General features: G+C 26.9%; 21 protein-coding genes. 3 read left to right on the forward strand and 18 right to left on the reverse strand.

What is annotated here, in order from left to right:
* Nucleotides 1-354 precede the first annotated feature (354 nt).
* Nucleotides 355-1,485 carry an ROK family protein gene (locus tag Q1J48_RS02675; RefSeq protein WP_300361009.1) on the forward strand — a complete coding sequence of 377 codons (1,131 nt, stop codon included), beginning with the start codon at nucleotides 355-357 and terminating at the stop codon, nucleotides 1,483-1,485.
* Nucleotides 1,486-1,531: 46 nt separating this feature from the next.
* Here the strand turns inward: Q1J48_RS02675 and Q1J48_RS02680 are convergent, their stop codons facing one another.
* The 8 genes from Q1J48_RS02680 to Q1J48_RS02715 all read right to left on the reverse strand — a co-directional run bounded on the left by Q1J48_RS02680 (nucleotide 1,532) and on the right by Q1J48_RS02715 (nucleotide 11,247).
* Nucleotides 1,532-2,137 (reverse strand): metal-sensing transcriptional repressor, encoded by a 606-nt coding sequence (locus Q1J48_RS02680; protein ID WP_300329897.1) that lies wholly within the window; start codon nucleotides 2,135-2,137, stop codon nucleotides 1,532-1,534.
* A gap of 52 nt (nucleotides 2,138-2,189) precedes the next feature.
* The gene (locus Q1J48_RS02685; RefSeq protein ID WP_300329894.1) at nucleotides 2,190-3,515 is read right to left on the reverse strand and encodes an APC family permease; all 1,326 of its coding nucleotides are present in this window, start codon (nucleotides 3,513-3,515) and stop codon (nucleotides 2,190-2,192) included.
* An 85-nt stretch (nucleotides 3,516-3,600) separates the two neighbouring features.
* On the reverse strand, nucleotides 3,601-4,857 hold the full coding sequence (locus Q1J48_RS02690) for a YeeE/YedE family protein (protein WP_300329891.1): 1,257 nt from the start codon (nucleotides 4,855-4,857) through the stop codon (nucleotides 3,601-3,603).
* Between the two features lie 18 nt (nucleotides 4,858-4,875).
* The gene (locus Q1J48_RS02695) at nucleotides 4,876-6,573 is read right to left on the reverse strand and encodes an FAD-dependent oxidoreductase (RefSeq protein ID WP_300361012.1); all 1,698 of its coding nucleotides are present in this window, start codon (nucleotides 6,571-6,573) and stop codon (nucleotides 4,876-4,878) included.
* Between the two features lie 392 nt (nucleotides 6,574-6,965).
* Complete coding sequence (locus Q1J48_RS02700; RefSeq protein ID WP_300329885.1) at nucleotides 6,966-8,186, reverse strand: ABC transporter permease; 1,221 nt, start codon at nucleotides 8,184-8,186, stop codon at nucleotides 6,966-6,968.
* Nucleotides 8,186-8,863 carry an ABC transporter ATP-binding protein gene (locus Q1J48_RS02705; protein ID WP_300361015.1) on the reverse strand — a complete coding sequence of 226 codons (678 nt, stop codon included), beginning with the start codon at nucleotides 8,861-8,863 and terminating at the stop codon, nucleotides 8,186-8,188. The genes Q1J48_RS02700 and Q1J48_RS02705 overlap by 1 nt, the downstream gene beginning before the upstream one ends.
* The gene (locus Q1J48_RS02710; RefSeq protein WP_300361017.1) at nucleotides 8,835-9,953 is read right to left on the reverse strand and encodes an efflux RND transporter periplasmic adaptor subunit; all 1,119 of its coding nucleotides are present in this window, start codon (nucleotides 9,951-9,953) and stop codon (nucleotides 8,835-8,837) included. Before Q1J48_RS02710 ends, Q1J48_RS02705 begins: the two co-directional genes overlap by 29 nt.
* Nucleotides 9,946-11,247, reverse strand: coding sequence for a TolC family protein (locus Q1J48_RS02715; RefSeq protein WP_300329878.1), 1,302 nt, complete (start codon nucleotides 11,245-11,247; stop codon nucleotides 9,946-9,948). Before Q1J48_RS02715 ends, Q1J48_RS02710 begins: the two co-directional genes overlap by 8 nt.
* 376 nt (nucleotides 11,248-11,623) lie before the next feature.
* Between Q1J48_RS02715 and Q1J48_RS02720 the strand changes: the two genes are divergently transcribed.
* Together Q1J48_RS02720 and Q1J48_RS02725 are read left to right on the forward strand one after the other, a co-directional pair.
* Nucleotides 11,624-12,346 carry a basic amino acid ABC transporter substrate-binding protein gene (locus tag Q1J48_RS02720; protein WP_300361020.1) on the forward strand — a complete coding sequence of 241 codons (723 nt, stop codon included), beginning with the start codon at nucleotides 11,624-11,626 and terminating at the stop codon, nucleotides 12,344-12,346.
* Between the two features lie 47 nt (nucleotides 12,347-12,393).
* Entirely contained in the window at nucleotides 12,394-13,599 is a 1,206-nt protein-coding gene (locus Q1J48_RS02725) for an argininosuccinate synthase (protein WP_300329872.1), read from the forward strand.
* 69 nt (nucleotides 13,600-13,668) lie between these two features.
* On the opposite strand, the gene Q1J48_RS02730 is transcribed toward Q1J48_RS02725, so the two are convergent.
* From Q1J48_RS02730 to Q1J48_RS02775, 10 genes are all read right to left on the reverse strand, one after another.
* Entirely contained in the window at nucleotides 13,669-14,109 is a 441-nt protein-coding gene (locus Q1J48_RS02730; RefSeq protein WP_300329869.1) for a Fur family transcriptional regulator, read from the reverse strand.
* A 77-nt stretch (nucleotides 14,110-14,186) separates the two neighbouring features.
* Entirely contained in the window at nucleotides 14,187-14,636 is a 450-nt protein-coding gene (locus tag Q1J48_RS02735) for a GNAT family N-acetyltransferase (RefSeq protein WP_300329865.1), read from the reverse strand.
* Between the two features lie 8 nt (nucleotides 14,637-14,644).
* On the reverse strand, nucleotides 14,645-15,382 hold the full coding sequence (gene truA, locus Q1J48_RS02740) for a tRNA pseudouridine(38-40) synthase TruA (RefSeq protein ID WP_300329862.1): 738 nt from the start codon (nucleotides 15,380-15,382) through the stop codon (nucleotides 14,645-14,647).
* A gap of 69 nt (nucleotides 15,383-15,451) precedes the next feature.
* A complete protein-coding gene (locus tag Q1J48_RS02745) occupies nucleotides 15,452-15,997 on the reverse strand; it encodes a regulatory protein RecX (protein ID WP_300361023.1) in 546 nt (181 codons plus the stop codon).
* Nucleotides 15,969-17,051, reverse strand: coding sequence for a recombinase RecA (gene recA, locus Q1J48_RS02750; protein WP_300329857.1), 1,083 nt, complete (start codon nucleotides 17,049-17,051; stop codon nucleotides 15,969-15,971). The genes Q1J48_RS02745 and recA overlap by 29 nt, the downstream gene beginning before the upstream one ends.
* An 11-nt stretch (nucleotides 17,052-17,062) precedes the next feature.
* Nucleotides 17,063-18,061: a glycosyltransferase family 9 protein gene (locus Q1J48_RS02755; RefSeq protein ID WP_300361026.1), complete on the reverse strand. Its 999-nt coding sequence runs from the start codon at nucleotides 18,059-18,061 to the stop codon at nucleotides 17,063-17,065.
* A complete protein-coding gene (locus Q1J48_RS02760) occupies nucleotides 18,058-18,846 on the reverse strand; it encodes a lipopolysaccharide core heptose(II) kinase RfaY (protein ID WP_300361029.1) in 789 nt (262 codons plus the stop codon). Before Q1J48_RS02760 ends, Q1J48_RS02755 begins: the two co-directional genes overlap by 4 nt.
* A gap of 19 nt (nucleotides 18,847-18,865) precedes the next feature.
* The gene (gene waaF, locus Q1J48_RS02765) at nucleotides 18,866-19,867 is read right to left on the reverse strand and encodes a lipopolysaccharide heptosyltransferase II (protein WP_300361032.1); all 1,002 of its coding nucleotides are present in this window, start codon (nucleotides 19,865-19,867) and stop codon (nucleotides 18,866-18,868) included.
* Between the two features lie 14 nt (nucleotides 19,868-19,881).
* On the reverse strand, nucleotides 19,882-20,922 hold the full coding sequence (locus tag Q1J48_RS02770) for a glycosyltransferase family 9 protein (protein WP_300361035.1): 1,041 nt from the start codon (nucleotides 20,920-20,922) through the stop codon (nucleotides 19,882-19,884).
* A gap of 12 nt (nucleotides 20,923-20,934) precedes the next feature.
* Entirely contained in the window at nucleotides 20,935-21,696 is a 762-nt protein-coding gene (locus tag Q1J48_RS02775) for a glycosyltransferase family 2 protein (protein WP_300361038.1), read from the reverse strand.
* Between the last annotated feature and the right edge of the window lie 7 nt (nucleotides 21,697-21,703).

Raw genomic sequence — 21,703 nt, forward strand, 5'->3', positions numbered from 1 at the left:
GATTGAATAAAAACATTTAAAACCCCCTACTCTTCATATTTTTAAAGTCACTTTAATAATTTGTTAAAAAAAATATAAATTATTATATATTTCTTTTATTTTTTTATTTCTTTCGCCCTTTCTTCAAATTATTTTTAAACTGACTTTAATATCTATAGTCTATTTATATCTCTTTTTTTTTAAAAAATCAAATATATTTTATTAATATTTCGTATATAAATTAGATATATTTTATTATAATAATACTATAGGTTCTATTTTTTTACTTTTTTATTGTTTTTGAATATTTTAAAAAATGTTGTATAATATAATTATATATACTAGTATTCTAAAAAAAGGGGGAGTAATAAATTTATGTATCAAAAAAAAGCTCACGAATCTAACGAAAGTAATATTTTCAAATATATATTCGAAGGACATAAATCTTTTGTAATAAATGATATTGTTGAAAATTTAGATATAAGTTTTCCAACAGTAAAAAAAATCATTTCATCATTCTTAAAAAAAAATATTATATTAGAAAATAAAAAAGTTAGTAATGGTGTTGGAAGAAAAGCTATGGAATATAATTTTAATGACCTTTTTTGCTATTCTATTGGTATTCTTGTTTCAAATAAAAAAATTGATTTTATCTTAACTAATGCTTGTGGAAAAGTCTTAAAAAAACATTCTTATTTACTAGAATCAGATGAGTTTCAAAATGAATTTTTGAGTTTTACTAATAATTTTATAACTAGTCTAGGTTCAGAAATCAAAGAAAAGTTAATTGGTATTGGAATTTCTATTCCTGGTATAGTTAATAAAGAGGGGAATTTTATAGAATTTACTTCTAAATACAAAGCTGATTTATCTTTTATAGAAAATCTAAAAAGTATTTTCAATGTTCCCATTCTTATTGAAAATGAATCCAATCTAGCAGCAGTTGCTGAAGCTTTTTTAACTAAAAACTCTATTTATAATAATTTTATGGTTCTAACTATAAATGACTCTATTGGAATAAGTAGTTTTCATCAAGAAAATTTAGAAAAAAATTTCTTCTTCAAAGCAGGAAGAGTTCATCATATGGTTATTGAATCGAATGGAAAATTATGTGAATGTGGAACACATGGTTGTTGGGGAGGATATGTCTCTAATAAAGCACTAATCAATGATTTTAAAAAATATTTCCCTGAAATAAAAAATTATAATGAAATATTCAATGACAAGTATTTTGAATCAAAAGTTGGAAAAATTTTATTAGATGATTACTTAAAATATTTATCCATTGGAATTAAAAATCTTCTATTTTTCTCTAATCCTGAAAAATTAATAATTTCTGGAAAAATATGTTTATATAAACAATTTTTACTACAAGAACTTGTAAATAAAATATATAAAAATCATATTTTTTATCGTGGACCAGAAACTATAGAATTTTCTTCTTTCAAAGAAAATGGTAGTATTATTGGAGCAGCTATGTTTCCAATATTTGATAAATTATTATAATTCTAAAAAAGTGCTTAAGATAATCTTAAGCACTTTTTCTAATTTTTTATTTCATTAATTTTTTTAAATATCTAAAGAAGTCTTCTTTATCTGATGGACAAGTTATACAAACATTTGAAAACATTTCCATTATCTCTTGATTTACTCCACTTAATGCTGCTTTTATAGCTAAAGACTGATTTAGAATATCTCCACAATATTCACCATTAAGAAGCATTTTTTTCATTCCTTTTATTTGGCCTTCTATCTTGTTAATTCTCGTAATAATTTTTTTCCTAGCCTCTATTACCTCTTCTTCATCTAATTTCGATACTGTTGAAACTAATGACTCATCTTTTTGCCAAGCTTTTAGTCCACCTTCCATTTCATAAACATCTTTAAATCCTAACTCACTCATAAGCTCACAAGCCTGTCTACTAACATTTCCAATAGCACAATAAACTAAATATTTTTTATTTCTATCAAACTTTTGAATCTCTCTTTTAAATATACGTGGTTTTAAAAAATCAAGTAATATTGAATTTTCTAATTTCCCCTCATATGTATGTTCCATCTCTGTTCTTGTATCTAAAATCACTAGATCTTTTTCATTTTCTATTAATTTTTTTACTTCTTGTGGCGATAATTGTGTATATCCTTTTATCTTTTCCATTCCAATACCTCATTATTTTTTATCTTGATACCATTATACCTTTTAATTTTTCTTATGTCAATTTTCTTTGATTCTTAAATACGATTCCCATAATACACCATATAAAAAGTGTAACATAAGAACCATAGCTTAAAGATGTTGAAAAATATGGAACTAATAAAAGAACCAAAAATATCCCACCTATTGCTGTTCCAAAAATTCCAAAGAAAGAAAATCTATTTTCTTTTTTATGAAGTAAATAAGCACCATATGAAGTATATAAATAACCTAGAGCTGCTCCAACAGAAGATACATCCAATGACCATAAAACTGTATTTCTTCCTGTTAAGGACATAAGAATACTCAACCCACATAAAACTATTAAAGCATTTTTAGGATTTCCGTGAACTTCTTTTTTAAAATATTCTGGTAAATCTCCCTCTTCTGCCATTGCAAGCATAAGTCTACTACTTGACATATAAAATCCATTTATTCCAGCCACTATTGCAGTAAAAAATGCTAATCCTAAAAATAATACTCCTGTTCTATGAAAAAAATATCCTACACTATATCCAGCAGCCCAGTTTACATTTAAAGTTAAAATTTCTTCCTTTGTCAATCCATATGAAGTTATAAATGTAAGGCAAATATATAAAAATCCTCCTAATAATATTGAGAAAGCTGCTAATAAAGATATTTTTTTAGTATCAAAATTAAGTTCCTCTGTTATCTGAGGAATACAATCAAATCCAATAAATAAAAATGGAGCTATTGTTAAAATTTTTAATATACTACTAAAATTTAAAGGTTCTAATATGTGACTTTGAAAAGTAGGATAGTCCAATCCATTTACATATATCATCAATCCTGAAAACATCAAAACTATTCCCACAAGAAAAAATACCATTATATTTTGAACCATTGAGGCAAACTTTATCCCTTTTATATTAAAATATAGAAATATAAGTAAAGAAATAACTGATACTATCAATTCTCCAAAATAAATATTTCCATTTAAATTATATAAATATCCAAATTTTAAAACATCATTGAATATTGTATTTATAACAACTGGTACAGCTGTGGCATTTAAAGGAATAATTGTAAAATACGAAAGAACTAAAAGCCATCCACATACAAAAGCGTGTTTTTTTCCTATTATTTTTTTAGCAAATAAATATTCTCCCCCAGCTTTTGGAAATCTTTTTATAAGAAAACTATAATTTTTTTCTATTCCTAAAACTAAAAAAGCTCCAAGTGTTATTCCAATAATTGTATTTAAAAAACCTATCTTACTTAAAAATAAATCTCCAGGTAAAAGAAAAGCACCAGTTCCTATAATAGATCCAATAGCTATACTTATTACCTCAAATTTTCCAATCTCTTTTTTTCTTGCCAATATTTTCTCCTTTTTTACACAAAAATAAAAATTCCCAGCTTCAAATTATAAAAATAATTTTATAGCTGGGAATATCATAATAATCTTATCTTATTTTTTTAGCTAATTTATTTCCTAATACTCCTCCAACTACAAGGAAAACAAGGAATATCCATCCTGATAATGAGAAGTTAGCTATTGGAGTATATAGTGCTCCAACATTACAACCATTTGAAAGTCTTGTTCCAAATCCCATAAGGAATCCACCCATTGCAAATAAAAATACTTCTTTTACAGAAACTTTTAATTCAGATGTAGCCACTTCTTTAAAAGATCCTGCTAATAATAAACAAACTAATGTTCCTAAAATTATTCCCACATTTTGTAAATTTATAGCTGTTTCAAAGAATGGAGCTGTATAAGCTGATGCTGCTTTATGTGAATATTCTCCTAAAACCTCTGGAGAAACACCAAATAACATCAATGCTTTTCCAAACCAAATTCCATATGGAGTTGATGCTCCCCACCCTGATTTTGTAACACCCATTAAAAGAGTGAAAAGTGCAGTTATAACAGCTGCTCCTGTACTCATTTTCCAAGGATTTACAAATACTTTTCTATAAGTTTCCTCACTGAATAATATAAATGGTTTTTTCTCTTCTTCAACTACTACATCCTGTGCTAATTCACTTGGAACACCTGTGAATGATCCATCTAATTTTTTAGATTCTTCAAATTTTATAGAGAAATAAACAACTATTAAAGCAAATATTCCTGTTAAAATTGAAGCTCCTAAATATCCATTTAGTCCATCCCATTTAAATAAATCTGGAAGATAAACTCCACCTGCTAACTTAGCTCCAGTTTCACTTGTTAATACAGAATCTTTTATCCAAGGTCTACTATTTAATGGATACCCTAAAAATACTCCCATTCCAAAGAATATTATTGTTATTAAAGCTCTTGGTAATCCTGTTACTAAATCTGTTAAAACTCCTGATGCACAACACATTGAGAAAGTCATTCCAAACCCAAACATTATTCCCCCTAGAATTAATCCTAAGTTAATTGGGTTTACCCATAAACCATAAGTTGTTGGGTCAGCATTGTATAAAAATGCTATTGAAATTAAAGCTGTCGCTGTAAACATTCCCATTAAAGTTCTCATAAGTTTTGTAGATCCTGTGTTGTAAGCTCTGTTAACACTTCCTGCAAATCCCATAAAACTTCTTGTTAATGCATAACCAAATCCCATTCCAACTAATAATCTAAAAAATAGCATACTTGATTTTAAATAGTTATGTCCTATGAATAAAATAGCTATTAATACTATAAATCCTAATATATTTTGTCCTTTTTTCATTTTCTCTCCCCTAAAATATTAATCAAAGTTGTAGTCAGTTACTATTGGTTTTCTGTTCATTGTTACATCATTAAAATATTCAAAGAAAGAAATTCCCATATATCCTGCTGAAATATTGAAGATATTATCAAATCCCATATGTTTTAATAATAAGCAAGCATTATAACTTCTTTGTCCACTTCTACAATGTAAATAAACTGGTCTATCTTTTGGTACTTCATTTAATCTTTCTCTGATTTCACTTAAAGGAATATTTAATGCTCCTTCTATATGACTTAATTCATATTCATTTCTTTCTCTTACATCTATTATGAAAGCTCCATTTTCTACTAATTCTCTAACTTCTGTAAAATGAACTTGTCTAAAGTCATCATTTAATAGGTTTGTAGCTATATATCCTGCAAAGTTTGTAACATCTTTTGCTGTTCCAAATGGTGGTGCATAACATAATTCTAAATCTTTAAGATCATCTATAGTTCCACCAAATTTTATAACTGTAGCTATAACATCTATTCTTTTACATACCTCACCTTTTCCAATAGCTTGAGCTCCTAATACTCTTCCTGTTGGTACTTCATATATTAATTTGAAGTGTGCTGGTTGAGAAGTTGGCATTAATCCTACTCTATCATTAGGTATCATTTGAACTGTATCATAAGTTATATTTAATTTTCTATCTCTTATTGTTGCTTCAGTAAGTCCTGTTGAAGCTCCATTGTAATCAAATACTTTTATAACTGAAGATCCTATATATCCTCTATTATCTATTCTCATTCCATTGATATGGTCAGCTACTCCTCTAGCTTGTTTTTGAGCTGGTCCAGCAAGTGATAATTTAAAATAATCATTGAATAATGGATTATAAACTTCAATAGCATCTCCTACTGCATATATATCTTTATCATTTGTCATATAGTTTTGATTTGTTTTTATTGCACCTGTTTTACCTAATTCAATTCCTGCTCTAACTGCTAGATCTGTTTCCGGAGCTACTCCAATAGCTAAAACTACTGCTTGAGCTTCTATTTTCTTTCCACTTTCTAATACAACAGTATCTTTTTCAAAGCTATTTACTTTATCTCCTACTATAAGATTTACACCTTTATCGTGTAATTCTTTATGAAGAATTTGAACCATATCATAATCAAATATTTTCATTATTTGATCTGCTGCTTCAACTAAAGTTACATTGTATCCAGCTTCTCTTAGATTTTCTACAGTTTCTACACCTATGAATCCTCCACCAATTACTGTTACATTTTTCTTATCCATTGATTTAACAAATTTATTTAATCTATCGATATCAACAACGTTTCTTATTGTGAAAGTGTTTACCATTTCTATTCCAGGGATTCTTGGAACGATTGGTCTAGCTCCCATAGATAATATTAACTTATCATAGCTTTCTGTATACTCCTCACCAGTAGCGTGATTTTTTACAGTTACTTCTTTCTTTTCTCTATTTATATTCATTACTTCATTACTTGTTCTTGCCTCTATTTTATATTGAGATAAAAACTTTTCTGGTGACATTAAAACTAAATTATCAGCCTCTGCCACTACCCCACTTAGATGATAAGGTAAACAACAATTTGAGAAAGAAACATGAGGTCCCTTTTCAAACATTATTATTCTATCTTCTTCACTATGTCTTCTTAATCTTGCTGCTGCAGATGCTCCTCCTGCAACTCCTCCAACTATAAGTATTTTTTTCATAAAATACTATCCTCCCTTTTATTTTCTTAATACCTATACCTAGTATATAGAAATATTTTTAACCTGTCTACACAAGATAGTATTTTTTTATATTTTTATTATTTTTTAATCTTTTTTAGATCTTTTTTTAATCTTAATTTAAAAATAAGATTAGATTTTTTATATTTCTTTAAAACCAAAACTAACATTTCTTATTTTAATTTTTTAATTTGTTCATTTAAAGATTCTTTTTTTATTTTTATATTATTATATTGATCTCTTTTTTATTTTTTTATCTAGTTTTATACCTATTTAAGTTTTCTGTATAGGGGGTTTAGTAAGTTATTTCTCTAATCTGCTAAAAATAAAAAGCTATCCCTAATTATGTAGAATAGCTTTTATCAAAATTTTTATTACTCACTTCTTAATGCTTCTATTGGATTAAGCTCTGCTGCTTTTTTTGCTGGTATTACTCCAAAAACTACTCCTATTATCATAGAAATTCCTAAAGAAGTAAATATAGATACAAATGAAAATATCGGAGGAATATTAACTATATTTCCTACAATTTTTCCCATAACTATTCCCAATAGAACTCCTAAAACTCCACCTAGTCCAGTTAGAATAACTGATTCTATTAAAAACTGACAAAGAATATCTTTATTTGTTGCTCCTATTGCTTTTCTTATACCAATCTCTTTTGTTCTCTCTATAACACTTACAAGCATTATATTCATTACTCCCACTCCACCAACAAAAAGAGAGATCCCAGCTACAAAAGTAACAAACATATTTAAAGTTGTTAAAATACTATCAAATGATGAGGCTCCATCTGATAAAGCTCTAACTTCATAAAGGTCGCTAACCCCTGTTATATCTTCCAATATTTTTTTTATTTTAGCCATATCTTCAGAGATTTTTTCTGGATCCTTTGATTCAACTATAATGCTACTATAATTAGAGGCACTATCGTATAACCTCTCATAAGTGGAAAGAGGAAATCTAACAAATCTTGGAACCCTTTTTCCACCCATAGCTTTAACATACTCTTCAAAATTATTTTCAAATACTCCTACAATTCTATATGAAATTTCTGGATCTTTTCTTGTTTGGGCTAAACTTATTGTTTTTCCTAAAGCTAACTGAGGAGAACCAAAAACATCTCTAGCTGTTATATGATCAATCATTGCTATTTTTTCACCAGCTTTATATTCAAAAGAAATAAATTCTCTACCATACAGAACTTTCACCTTATCTATTTTTTGATACTCTGGTGTAGCAACTGTCAGCCATAAAATTTCAAATCTATCCTTAAATTTTGAATAAACCCTTTGAGTTATCTTAGGACTTATATTTTTAAACTCCTTTGTAGCCTTTAATTTTTTTATCATCTCATCTTCAAATAAATATTTCCATCTAAAATTTTCATCTTTTGTATCTGCATAGACAGTAAATTTTCCATAACCATTCTCTTTTAATTTTCCAGTAATATTTTGTTGTCCCCCTTTTCCAATTGAAGACATAGTTATTACAGATGATATACCTATTATTATCCCCAACATTGTTAAAAAAGAACGAGCTCTATTTCCTTTTAAACTTTTAATTGCACTATTAAAACTCTCCATAAAATTCATTAAACTGCACCATCACTTATTATTTTTCCATCTTTAAAAGTTAAAATTCTTTTACAATATTTTGCAATTTCTGGTTCGTGGCTAACTACCACTATTGTTTTTCCTTGTTCATTTAATTCTTGAAATAATTTCATAATTTCATCTTCAGAAACACTATCTAAGTTTCCTGTTGGTTCATCCGCTAAGATTATTGCTGGATTATTTATCAAAGCTCTTGCTATTGCTACCCTTTGTCTTTGTCCTCCAGAAAGTTCATTAGGTTTATGCTCCAATCTCTTTCCTAAACCAACTTTTTCTAAAACTTCAACAGCTCTTCTTTTTCTCTCTTCCTTATGAACACCAGCATAAACCAAGGGTAACTCAACATTTTCTCTTGTCGTTAATTTTGGTAAAAGATTAAATGATTGAAATACAAATCCTATTTTTTTATTTCTTATTTTACAAATCTCACTTTCATTAACCTTTCCAACACTTATTTCATCTAGGATATATTCTCCTTCAAACTCATTATCTAAACATCCTAAAATATTCATCATTGTAGATTTTCCACTACCACTACTTCCCATTATAGCTACAAATTCGCCTTTTTTTATTCCAAAATCTATATCTTTTAAAGCGTGTAATTTATTTTCTCCATTGATATAATATTTATTTATTTTTTTGATTTCTATTATCACTTTTTTCTCCTTTTAATTGAGAATCATCTAAAGTTTTTGTGAATATTTTATCATTAGGTTTTAAATTCATACTAGGAGTAGTAATAATTTCATCACCAATTTTTAATCCACTTTTTATAATTATACTATCTCCCTTTCTATTTTCTATCTCAACATCTCTCTTTAATATTGTATTATTTGAAGAAACTATATAAACAAAATATTGATTGTTCTCCTCCATCAAAGCATTTTTCGAAATGGTAATATCATCATTTTTTTCTAAATAAATTTTTGCTGATACTTTAAATCCTGGAATAATATTTGGTATCTCCTCTAAAGGAACTACCTCTACCTCAACTATATTTTCTGAAGTTGTTGATGAAGTTTTTGAAATTTTTGAAATTTTTGTGATACTTCCTTTAAAAGAACGTTTTTTCTCAAAAACTTCTGGTTTAATATCCAAGGTTTGCCCTAAGAAGATATCCTTTATATCATATTCAGCTACTTCTAAAATTATTTTTATATTTGATAAATCTGCTATTTCCATCAAAGGCTCATCTGTATTGACAGAATAATTCTCTTGAGCTAGTAATGAAGTTACAGTTCCACTTACTGGACTTATTATTTTTTCAGCTGTTTTTAATAAATCCTCTTGGTACTCCTCTATATTTATTTCAAATCTTTTTACTTCCTCTTCCAGTTCTTTTACATAATTTTTAGAACTTCCCCCAAGTTTTAACAACTCTTTTTCAACTTCTAAATTTCTTTTTACCTTTGCTAAAGAAAGCTCCTCTCTTTTTAAATTTCTAATTATATTATTTCTTTCTGTTTCATCAAAGGTAACTAAGATAGCTCCCTTTTCAACATAATCTCCCTCTTGAACAAAAACTTCATCCACTTTTAATTTTTTATCCACAAATATTTTTTTTGTATCATTGGCTTCTATTTTCCCTTCAACATTAATGTATCCTCTTTTATTATTCGTTGAAATAATTCTTGTAGGATATATTATTTCATTTTTTTTCTTTTCGGGATTTTTTGAAATAAAAAGTAAAGCTCCTAATAATACTGTACCTATTATACTACTTATATATATTGGATTTTTATTCATAATTTTTTTCTCCTCTAACTAGTATTTCATAAATATATCCATTAAATAAATTTTTTGCTTTTTCAGATGCTACCTCATAGTTTAAATAATCATTAAATACATCCATAACTTCAACATAAGTTACATTGCCTAACTTATATTTTAAATTCATTATTTCATATTTATTTTTTTCAAGATCAGCTCTATTCTTACAAACTAAATAATTTTTATATAAAGTATTATACCTTTCCTCTACTTCCAATTTTTTTGAAATATTTTTTTCTTTCTCTTTTAATATATTTTTCTCTTGTTGATTTAAAGAAATTTTTTCATTTTCTAAATCTACATCATAATAAAAAAGATCTTTAGAAACTTTTAAATACATTCTATTTTCATCAGGTTTACCATTATTTTCTTTTTGATGCTCCACTCCAATTAAAACTTCTGGAATTTTATTGTTATACTTTAAATAGTTTATATTTTCCTTTGTTATTTCTTTCTCTAAACCAAGTCTAGATATGTTTCTTTCCCCTATATTTGAAATAAAATTTGAAATATCTTTTTTATCAAATTCTATATCTAATAACTCTTTATTTGAAATATCTATACTAAACTCATATAAAAATCTATCTTTTATTTTCAATAAATTTTCTTTTAAATACTTTAATTCGATTTCTAAATTTTTTCTATTTGTTTGCAAAGTATCTAAATCTATTTTTGGAGTTGAACCAAGTTCATAAGATTTTTTTAAGATTTTCTCTTCTGACTTTAATCTTTTTAAATTATTGCTTTTTAATTTTATTTCAAATTCATTATTTTTATAGCTTTCATAAAGATTTATTAAATCAAGTTTCTTTATTTCAATCTCATCATAGTAAGAATACTCTGCTGTTTTCCTAATATTTTTTAATTTTTTTATTTCACTGTCGCTTTTAGAATAAAACATATCTTTTAAACTTTTATTTATCCCAACTACAACCTCTGTGTCTGCATCCTTTGGATATTTTATCTTATCCTTTGAAACATTTAAATAAAAATCTCCATAAGATACCTCTCCAGTATTTTTAAACTTTTCATCTTCATAATCATAATTTGTTGAGGCTGAAGTTTTAACCCCATTATATTTATCTTTTTTATAAAATTTCTCTTTTGAGTTTATTTTTTCTTGCTCTAAATCATAAATCTCTTTCTCATAAGAGTTTTTTTCTAAGGACTTTAACATTTCGTCTAGTTTTATATTTTCTCCATAAACAACCAAAGAACTCATCAGAAAAAATAAAACTTTTATTAAATAAAATCTATTATTTTTTAACATAAATCCTCCCTTTTATTTTTATACAATATAAGTTATTATACTATATTTTTTTATAGTTTTAAAATTTTTTTCTAAAAAATTATGTTGACAACAATTTCTTTTTGTGCTATTATTTTGCCATAATAAAAAAAGGAGGAAAAAACAATGTTAGTTACATTAAAACTAAGGACAAAAAAATATTCTATTCAAACTGAATACTTAGATTTTTTTAATGTTTATGATAACATTGTAATTTCTTTGAGGAGTTAGTCTAGTATATTTTTTAACATATAATTTTTTAGATTAACTTTCTAATTATATTTTAAATTACAAGAGATCAACATTAAAGTGTGTTGGTCTTTTTTTTATACCAAAATTTATTTATCAGGAGGATTTTATGAAAAAATTATTTTTATTTTTTATGACTTTTATATCTATCGTTGCTTTTGGAAAGAATGAAAAACTTTATGTAGGAACTAATCCAGAATTTTATCCCTTTGAATATTTAGAAGATGGTAAGATAGTTGGATTTGATGCTGACTTAATAGAGGCTATCGGACAAAAATTAGGAAAGGAAATTGTATGGAAGAATATAGCTTTTGATGGACTTTTACCAGCTCTTCAATCTAAAAAAATAGATGTTATTATTGCTGGTATGACTGCTACTGAAGAAAGAAAGAAATTCGTAAATTTCTCAGAACCATATTTTACATCTAGTCAAGTTATTATTTTAAATTCTGAAAATAAAGAATCTCTTGATATAAAATCTTACGAAAATTTACCTAATCATAGTGTTGGAGTTGTTCTTGGTTATACTGGAGATGTAGCAGTAAGCAAGGTTCCAAACGTAAATATCCAAAGATTCAATGGAGCTTCTGAAGCAATTATGGCTCTAAAAGCTAAAAAAGTTCAAGCTGTTATCCTTGACTCTGAACCTGCAAAAAATTATGTAAAAAATAATAAAGGTCTAGAACTAATTTCTACTGATATTGCAAAAGAAGAGTATTCAATAGCTGTTTCAAAAGATAATACTCAATTGGCTGAAGAAATTAATAAAGCATATAAAGAATTAGTGGATGATGGTAGTTATCAAGAACTTATAAATAAATATTTTAAATAAGAAATTGAGAATAATATATATTAAAATTAATTATGGAGGAAATAAAAATGGATAAAAAAGAAAAAGTTGTTTTAGCATATTCTGGTGGATTGGATACTTCTGTTATAATACCTTGGTTAAAAGAAAACTATGATTTTGAAGTTATAGCTGTTTCTGTTGATATTGGACAAAAAGATGATTTTGAGGCTATTGCAAAAAAAGCTAAAGAGAGTGGAGCTTCTAAATTTTTTGCAATAGATAAGACAAAAGAGTTAGTTGAAGAATATATTTTCCCTATGCTAAAATCTGGAGCAAAATATGAAAATAAATATTTATTAGGTACTTCAATAGCAAGACCTATAATTGCAAAAACTTTAGTTGAGGTAGCAAAAGCTGAAGGAGCAAAATATATAGTTCATGGGGCTACTGGAAAAGGGAATGACCAAGTTAGATTTGAATTAGGTATAAAAGCTCTTGCACCAAATATAAAAATAATAGCTCCTTGGCGTATTTGGGATATAAAATCAAGAAAACAAGAGATTGAATATTTAAAATCAAAAGGAATTGAACTTCCATTTAAAGAAAATTCATCTTATAGTAGAGATGAAAATCTTTTCCATATAAGCCATGAAGGTTTAGATCTTGAAAGTCCAAGTAATACTCCTGATTATTCCTCTCTTCTTCAATGGGTTAAACCTTTAGAAGAAACACCAGATGAGGGAGAAACTATTCAAATAGATTTTGAAAAAGGTGTTCCTACTAAATTAAATGGTGAATCTATTGATGGTGTTACTCTTATAAAAAAATTAAATGATATTGGAAGTAAACATGGAGTAGGTGTAATAGACTTAGTAGAAAATAGATTGGTTGGTATGAAATCTCGTGGTGTTTATGAAACTCCTGCTGGAACTATCCTTTATTTTGCTCATGAAGAACTAGAGAGAATTTGTTTAGATAAAGAAACTTTCCAAGCAAAAGAAAATCTATCAAACTATATGGCTAAATTAATATATAATGGTCAATGGTTTACAACTTATAGAAAAGCTCTATCTGCTTTCTTTGATGTTTCTCAAGAATTTGTAACTGGAAGTGTTAAATTAAAACTTTATAAAGGAAATATTATTCTTAAAGGTTTAGACTCTGATTACTCATTATATTCAGAAGAGTTTTCTACTTTTGATGAAGATGAAGTTTATAATCAAAAAGATGCTGAAGGATTTATCAATCTTTTTGGTCTTCCTTTAAAAATAGAGGCTCTTTTAAGAAATAAATAAGACATACCTTAACTTTTTAATATACACATAAAATAAGAGGGAGAAAAAATCTCCCTCTTATTTATCTAATTAATTTTTATCAGTCGCTTTTTTTAAACAGTGCTCACAAATTCCCTTAAAATATATGTGTTTTTCTTTAATTTTAAAGTTTTTTAACTGAGTCAGATCTAAAGGATCTGTATCTAAGAAAATATCATATATCTGACCACATTCTGTGCATTTAAAGTGTCCGTGTAATTGCATATTCGCTTCATAACGAGTTTCATTTTCTTCTATAACTATTACACTGATAATTCCTTTTTCTACAAAAGTATTTAAAGTGTTATAAATTGTAGTTTTTGATAAAGTAGGAATGTCATCGCATAAAGCCTTATATATAGTATCAACTGTTGGGTGTATTCTATTTTCTAAAAGAAATTTATAAATTTGCATTCTTTGATAAGAAGGCTTTATTCCATTTTCTTTTAAAAAAGCGCCAATATCTTTCACTTCATTTAAAACAGGATCCATAATTGTACTCCTTTCATTATGTAATTATTGTTAATCTATTATAATTCAAAATCTAATAAAAGTAAAGCTTTTTTTAACTATTTTAAGTTTTTCTTCATTATATATCTGTCTATTCCTATATCATATTCGTCTTTTTCTAAACTTTCTATAACATACCCTATTCTTTTGTATAAATTTATAGCTTTTATATTTTTAGGGTCAACGGTTAAAGAAACATACTCTTTTCCATAATTTTTAAAATACTCCTCACAGTAAAGTAGAAGAGTAGTTCCTATTCTCTTTTCCCTATATTCTTTCATTACCGAAAATCCATATAAAAATATCTCTGGTCTATCAAAAGCTACCATAAATTCCGCTGCTCCCACTATTTTTCCATCTTCAAAAGCAGCAAAAACTTTTCCAAATTTTACTATGGGTTTTAATATCCAAAGATCTACCCCTCCAAATTTCCCAAAGGTATCTTTTTCCATCTCCACTATTTCATTCATATATTCTTTATCTTTTATAGATATTTCTTTTATTTCCATTTTTTCTCCTAGTATTCAACCTTTGTTAAATAAAGTCCCGATGGTTCAGCTATCTCTATCTTTCTCTCTTCATTGGGATTTTCCAATAATAATCTTATATAATTTTCTGGTTTTCTACCAAAATATATATCTAAAGCTGTTCCCACTATTATTCTTATCTGAGTTTTTAAAAAAGCATTTCCCTCTATATATATACCCATAGTATTTTTATCTTTTAAGTATGTTTCAATCTTATAGATCTCTCTTATGCTTGTTTTATTATTTTCATCTTTTAATCTAAAATTATTAAAGTCATGCTCCCCTATTAAAGGATTTAAAATTTCTAAAAATTTATTGCAATCTATCTCTTTTCCAACATAAGTTTTATATCTTCTTGAAAACACATCTTTTTTCCAAGTTATTATATATTCATAAGCTCTTCTTTTAGCTTGAAATCTTGAGTTAAAATCTAGATCCACCTCTTCTATTTTATAAATATCTATATCATTTGGTAAAAGCTTATTCAAAGCTCTCTGAAAATTTTTTAAAGGAATTGTTATATTCTCATCTATATAAAAATTTGAAACTTGAACATTGGCGTGTACTCCTCTATCTGTTCTTCCAGCTGTTACCATATTTATATCTGATTTTAAAATAATTTTTAAAACTTTTTCAATCTCCCCCTGAACTGTCCTTTTATCAGGTTGTCTTTGAAAACCAAAAAAGTCGCTTCCGTCGTAGGAATATGTTATCTTTATATTTCTCATAATTCTCCTCTAAAAAAATTGATCAACTCTTATCTTACCACATATAACTTTTTTTAGCAATAATAATAACTATAACTCTTTTCTAGCTTTTTTTATATTTTCATATTGAAACCCTTTCCTCATAAGGCTCTCTATTTTTTTTCTATCCTCTTTACTCCCCATTCTTATCCAAAGTTTTTTTATCTCTTCTATCTCATCATCTTGATTATCTTCTAAAAGTTCTTTTATTATACTTCTATCCACACCCTTTAATAAAAGATTATACTCTAATTTTCTACTTCCCCAACTTTTATGACAATTAATAAAAGAAACTGCATAGTCTGCATCATTTAAATAATTATGTTCTTTGAGTCTTGCCACTACATTTAAAACAATATTTTTTTCTCTATATTTCATTATAAGTTTTGTGGTAATTTCTTTTTCTGAATAATCTCTTTTTTCTAATAGCCAATATGAAAAAGAGAGAACAGCTCTCTCTACAAGATTTAAGTATAATTCTCTCTCAAGTACTGCTCCCTCTTTTAAATTATATTCATCTATTGTTTTTTTCTGAAGAGAAATTTCCACACCATTTTCAAATAAAATTTTATTCTTCTGGAGCTTCAAAATCTTCATTTAACTCCTCCTCATCTTCCTCATTTGAAGATGTTTTTGCTAAAGGAACTTGTTTTTCTTTTAATTCTTCATAGATTTTTTCTAATAAATCTTTTTCTTCTTCAAGTCTTGCCTTTACATTTTCTTTTCCTTGTCCTAATCTCATATCACCATAGCTAAACCAAGCTCCTGATTTTGAAACTATATCTGCATCTATTGCTGCATCTAAGATTTCTCCAACTTTTGAAATACCTTTTCCATACATAATTTGGAAAGATGCTTCTTTAAATGGAGGAGCTATTTTATTTTTAGTAACTTTTACTAGAACCTCACTACCTATTATATTATCCCCTTGTTTAACAGATCCAACTCTTTTTATTTCTAATCTAACAGATGCATAGAATTTAAGAGCCTTTCCTCCTGTTGTTGTTGTCTGAGGACCAAATCCAAATCCACCAATCTTATCTCTAATTTGGTTAATAAATATTATAGTAGTTTTTGATTTATTTAATGTACCAGTTAATTTTCTTAACGCCTTTGACATAAGTCTTGCTTGAAGACCCATTTGTTGATCTGACATCTCTCCATCTATCTCAGCTTTTGGAACTAGAGCTGCAACAGAGTCTACAACTATAACATCTATTGCTGATGAATGAACTAATGAATCAACTATTTCTAGAGCTTGTTCCCCATAGTCTGGTTGAGATATTAAAAGTTCATCTATATCTACACCTAGAGCTTTTGCATAAGTTGGATCCAATGCGTGTTCAGCATCTATAAAAGCTGCTATTCCTCCAGCTTTTTGTGCCTCTGCTATGATATGAAGAGCTATTGTTGTTTTTCCTGAACTTTCAGCTCCATAAACCTCTATTATTCTTCCTCTTGGAACTCCACCAAGTCCTAATGCAGCATCAAGGTTTATACTTCCTGTTGGGATTACTTCTATATTCATAGAAGAGTTTTCTCCCAATTTCATTATAGCTCCCTCTCCAAAATCTTTTGTAATCTGTTTTATTGCATTTTCCAAAGCTTTACTTTTATCAACAGCTTCATTTGATGATTTTTTTACAGCCACAGTTTTCCTCCTTAATCTTTATTTTTTTCTAAATCTTTTACAATTTTTTCAAAAATATAATTTTCATCTATATTATTCATACAATTAAAATGCCCTTTAGGACATTTTTTTCCTCCGTGTAAACTACAAGGAGAACATTTTTCATTAGCATATATTAATTCTGCCATCTCATTATATTCAAACATACCTGGGTCTGTCGGTCCAAATATTACATAGGACTTACACCCTACCCCTCTTCCAATATGAAATGGTCCTGAATCATTAGTTACTAATAATTTTGATATTGATAACAAAGCTCCACTCTCTTTTAAAGAGATTTTTCCAGCTAAATTAATACAAGAATTTTCACTTATATTATTTATATACTCACATCTTTCTATATCCTCTTTTCCACCAAGTAGAACTGTTTTTATTTTATATTTATCAAATAATTTTTTTGCTAATCTTCCAAATTTTTCTGGTAACCATTTTTTAGTTTCTTTTGAAGCACCTGGAGCCATTGCAAATAATCCACCATATTCCTTTACATTCTCCAAATCTTTTTTAGAAAATGGAAAATCTAAATCTTCCCAGTCATATTTTATTCCTAAAACCTCAAAAGCCTTAAAATAATTTTTTATTATAGTGTCATCTACGTGATACTTAATAAGTTTTAATTTTACTAAAATTGATTTCCAAATTTTTCTTTTCGGATAAACAAAGATTTTTGAATCAATCTCTTTTGATATTAACTTTGATCTTAATTTTCTATGTAAATCAAAAACATAGTCATATTTATTTTTATTCAGCTCTTTTCCAAAATCTTTTATATTTTTATATCCATCGTTCTTTTCTTTATCAAAAATTATAAGATTATCTATATATGGACTTCCCTCTATTGAGGCCTTAAAATTTTTAAGAACAACAAAATCTATTATTATATCTGGATATTTTTCTTTTAATTTTTTTAGTACAGGAGTTGTTAATATAATATCTCCAATAGAGCTAAGTCTTATTATAAGTATTCTCACCTATTTTCCTCCTGTTTCTTTATTTTCAAATTTTTTGCTTTTTCTTTTAAGTTTTCAAATATAGATCCTTTTGACTCTATATCTTCAACTTTTTTATACCTATCTTTTTTTATTAAAGATTTTATAAAAGCTCTAACCTTTCCCCAAAATATAAGATAGTAATCTACTAATCTAGCTATCATTGAATAAATTCCGTGTTTTTTATAATATCTTTTTATACTCTGTCCACAGCTTGTTTCTAAATAAATATATTCATAGGCTTGAGCTATTTTTCCAAATATACTTTTATTAAATTTAGCATCTATAACATAACAAATTCCATTTGATAATATGAAATTTGAAAGTTGGCTATCTCCATGAAGATAACCTTTCGAATGAATTTTTTCAAGGGTATCACAAATAATTTCTATATCATCCATACTTCCCTCTCTTCCATCAATATACTCCATAATAATATAAGAGTCTATAACCATTCCAAACTTTTTAGTTTCTGAGGCAAAATATGGTTTAGCTGTATCTATCCCATTTCTTAAAATCTTTTCTAGATTCTCAAACTCTCTTTTAGCCTCACTCCCTCTAAAAATAGAAAGAAATCTTTGCCATTTTCTAGTATTTTTTTCCATTGGAATTTTATAAATATATTTTTTTCCATCAGACTCTATAAGTTTTACAGAACTTCTATGATCAGATTTTAAAGTTTTTAAAACTTTTACACTGTTTTCTTCAATGAGATTAAAAAATTTTGTTGATGAGAGTTCATCAAAATATATATTTTTCTTTTTCATCTTTCCTCTATACATTTTATCACTCTCCCAAATATTTTTTTATCTCTTTAAACACTTCTTCAGGTAATATATCTCTCATACATTTAAAATGTTTTTCTGGACAGGTATTTCCACCATGTATACCACAAGGTCTACATTTTAAATCTTTGACTTGAAATACTTGACTATTTAAACTCCAAGGAAAAAATCCAAATTTTTCAATCGTTGGTCCAAATAATGCAAATATTCTTGGCTTTTTAAAAGCTGAGGCTATATGAATAGGTGATGAATCATTGGTAACAACTACATCTGCCCTTGACAAAATATCTGCAAGCTCTAAAAGAGTTGTCTTCCCTCTCATATCTATAATATTTTCTGTTTCTATTGATAGATTTATCTCATCTTTTCCACCAACTACCACTATTTTTGTATTTGATAATTCTCTTAACTTTCTTGATAATTTATTAAAGTATTCAACTGGCCATTGTTTTGTAAACCATTTACTTCCAGGAGCTAAAACAACAACTTTTTTTTCAGAAAGTTCGTTCATCTTCCAAAAATTTTCACCCTTCATCTTTTCTGTTTCACCTGGGAAAAGTTCTATCTCATATCTTTTTTTATTCTCAGGATCTATAAAACTTAAAAGTTTTTCAACCTCGTGTTTTTCTCTATCATACTTTATTTTTTCTGTAAAAAGAAAACTTCCAGAGGCTATATCATAACCCTTTCTAACTGGAGAACGAGAAAGCCAAGATAAGATAGAACTTCTTAGGTATCTATGAGGTGTTATTACCATATTAAAATTTTCATATCTAAGTCTTTTTCCTAATTCCCAAACTCCCTTTATTCCTTTGTGCTTTCCTCTTTTGTCATACACAATAATATTGTTTAAATACGGATTGTTTTTAAGGATTGCCTCTCCTACTGGAGTAGTTACATAAGTTATATCTGAGTCTGGATAAGTATCTTTTATTTTTTTTATCAGAGGAGTTGATAAAACTATATCCCCAATAAAAGCTGTATGAATTATTAATATTCTCAAAATCTCACCCTCTTCTATCCCAAACTTTTATTCAAAGCATCTAAAATTTCTTTTTCTATTGTTTCATCATAAGATTTAAAATATTTATCCTCTTTTGAATAATTTTCATCTATATTTCTTTCAGGTCTATCCGGAATAATATATCTTACATTTTCATTGTTTATCACACCCCATCTAATAGGATGTTGAGTTTTTTTATTAGGATAAATTGCCACTATTTTTTTACCTAAAGCTCCTGCTAGATGAGTTGGACCTGTCGAACCACCTAAATAAACATCTGCTCTATCTATCATTCCAGCAAGATTTAAAACAGAACCTTCATTTGCAAAAACATAAACTTTTTCTCTATTTATTTCTTTTAATATCTTCTCAGCTCTTTCTTTTTCACTTATATGACAAGTGATTATTATTGAAATATCTTTTCTTACATCATAAATCTTTTGCAATAATTTACTATATTGATCATCTGTTATTGTTTTAGCTGATCCACCCATAAAAGGATTTACTACCAATAGTTTTCCTTCTATTTTATTTCTATCCATATACATATTTACATTTGAAATATTTTCTTCTTCTAGATAAATTTTACTATTTATTTCAAAAAGCTCTTCATATCTTTTAGGATCTATTTTTCTTATTAAATCTAAATTATAATATGCTTCATTTTTTATGGACTCAGATCTTTTTTGCCAAACTCCTTTATTAAAAGAAAATATTGAATAGATTTTTGAAATGGGACCTATTCTAAATTTTGCTCTACTCACTCTTGCAAGTTTTGAAATAATTTTATCATTATATAATGCAATAAATACATCTGCATTAAATTTTTTTATTTCATTTTCTAATTCTTCCTCTTTATAATCATCTATTTTTAAAATTTTATCTATATATGGTAGGTTTTTTACAATCTCATAATTATAATTTCTTACAAGAATCATTATTTCAGCTTGAGGAAACATCTTTCTTGCCATAAAAAAACTTGGAATTGATAAAAGTAAATCACCAATTTTATCAGTTCTTGAAATTATTATTTTTTTTATTTCATTTACTTCCATTATCTTTCCCCTTTATTTTTTATAAGAACCATTCTTATACATCTCTCTTAATTTAAAATATTTTACCATTGAATATAAAGCACTTGTACTTGCTATCATAAGTCCCTCTATTCCATCTAAAAATCCCAATCTTATTATATACATCCTTATAAATTTAAAAATAGGATTAAAAATTATTTGAAAGTTTGAGGCTTTTTTTCCTCTTTGATAATATTCTTTTGCACCCTCGGTTGTATATCTATTAAACTTTGTAAAATATTCTTCAAGAGAAATATAACTATGATGGTATATCTCCTCTTTTAATCTATATACTTTTTTTTCTGTTAAAAACTCTTCGTGTACCTCATTGGTATTAAATCTACCTGTATCTTTTTTAAATAATCTTATATGGTATTGATTACTCCAACCACCATGTTTTAATTTTTTCCCAAAGCATACTGAAGAAAAATTTATTTCAAATACCTCTTTATCTGTTTCACTCTCTTTTATTTCTTTTATCTTTCTTGATAACTCTTCTGATATTTCTTCATCAGCATCAATATTTAAAATCCATTCATTTGTACATTTGTCTATCGATGAATTTCTTTGAAGTCCATACCCTTTCCACTTCTCTTGAAAAAATTTAGCTCCATACTTTAAAGCTATCTCTTTTGTTTTATCAGTAGAGCCACTGTCTACAATAATAATTTCATCAGCTATATCTTTTAAAGATTTTAAAGTTTTTTCAAGAATTCTCTCTTCATTAAGAGTAATCATTGCAACAGATAATTTCATTTTTCCC

Origin of the sequence: Fusobacterium sp., assembly GCF_029258315.1 — a bacterium.
Taxonomy (GTDB): domain Bacteria; phylum Fusobacteriota; class Fusobacteriia; order Fusobacteriales; family Fusobacteriaceae; genus Fusobacterium_B.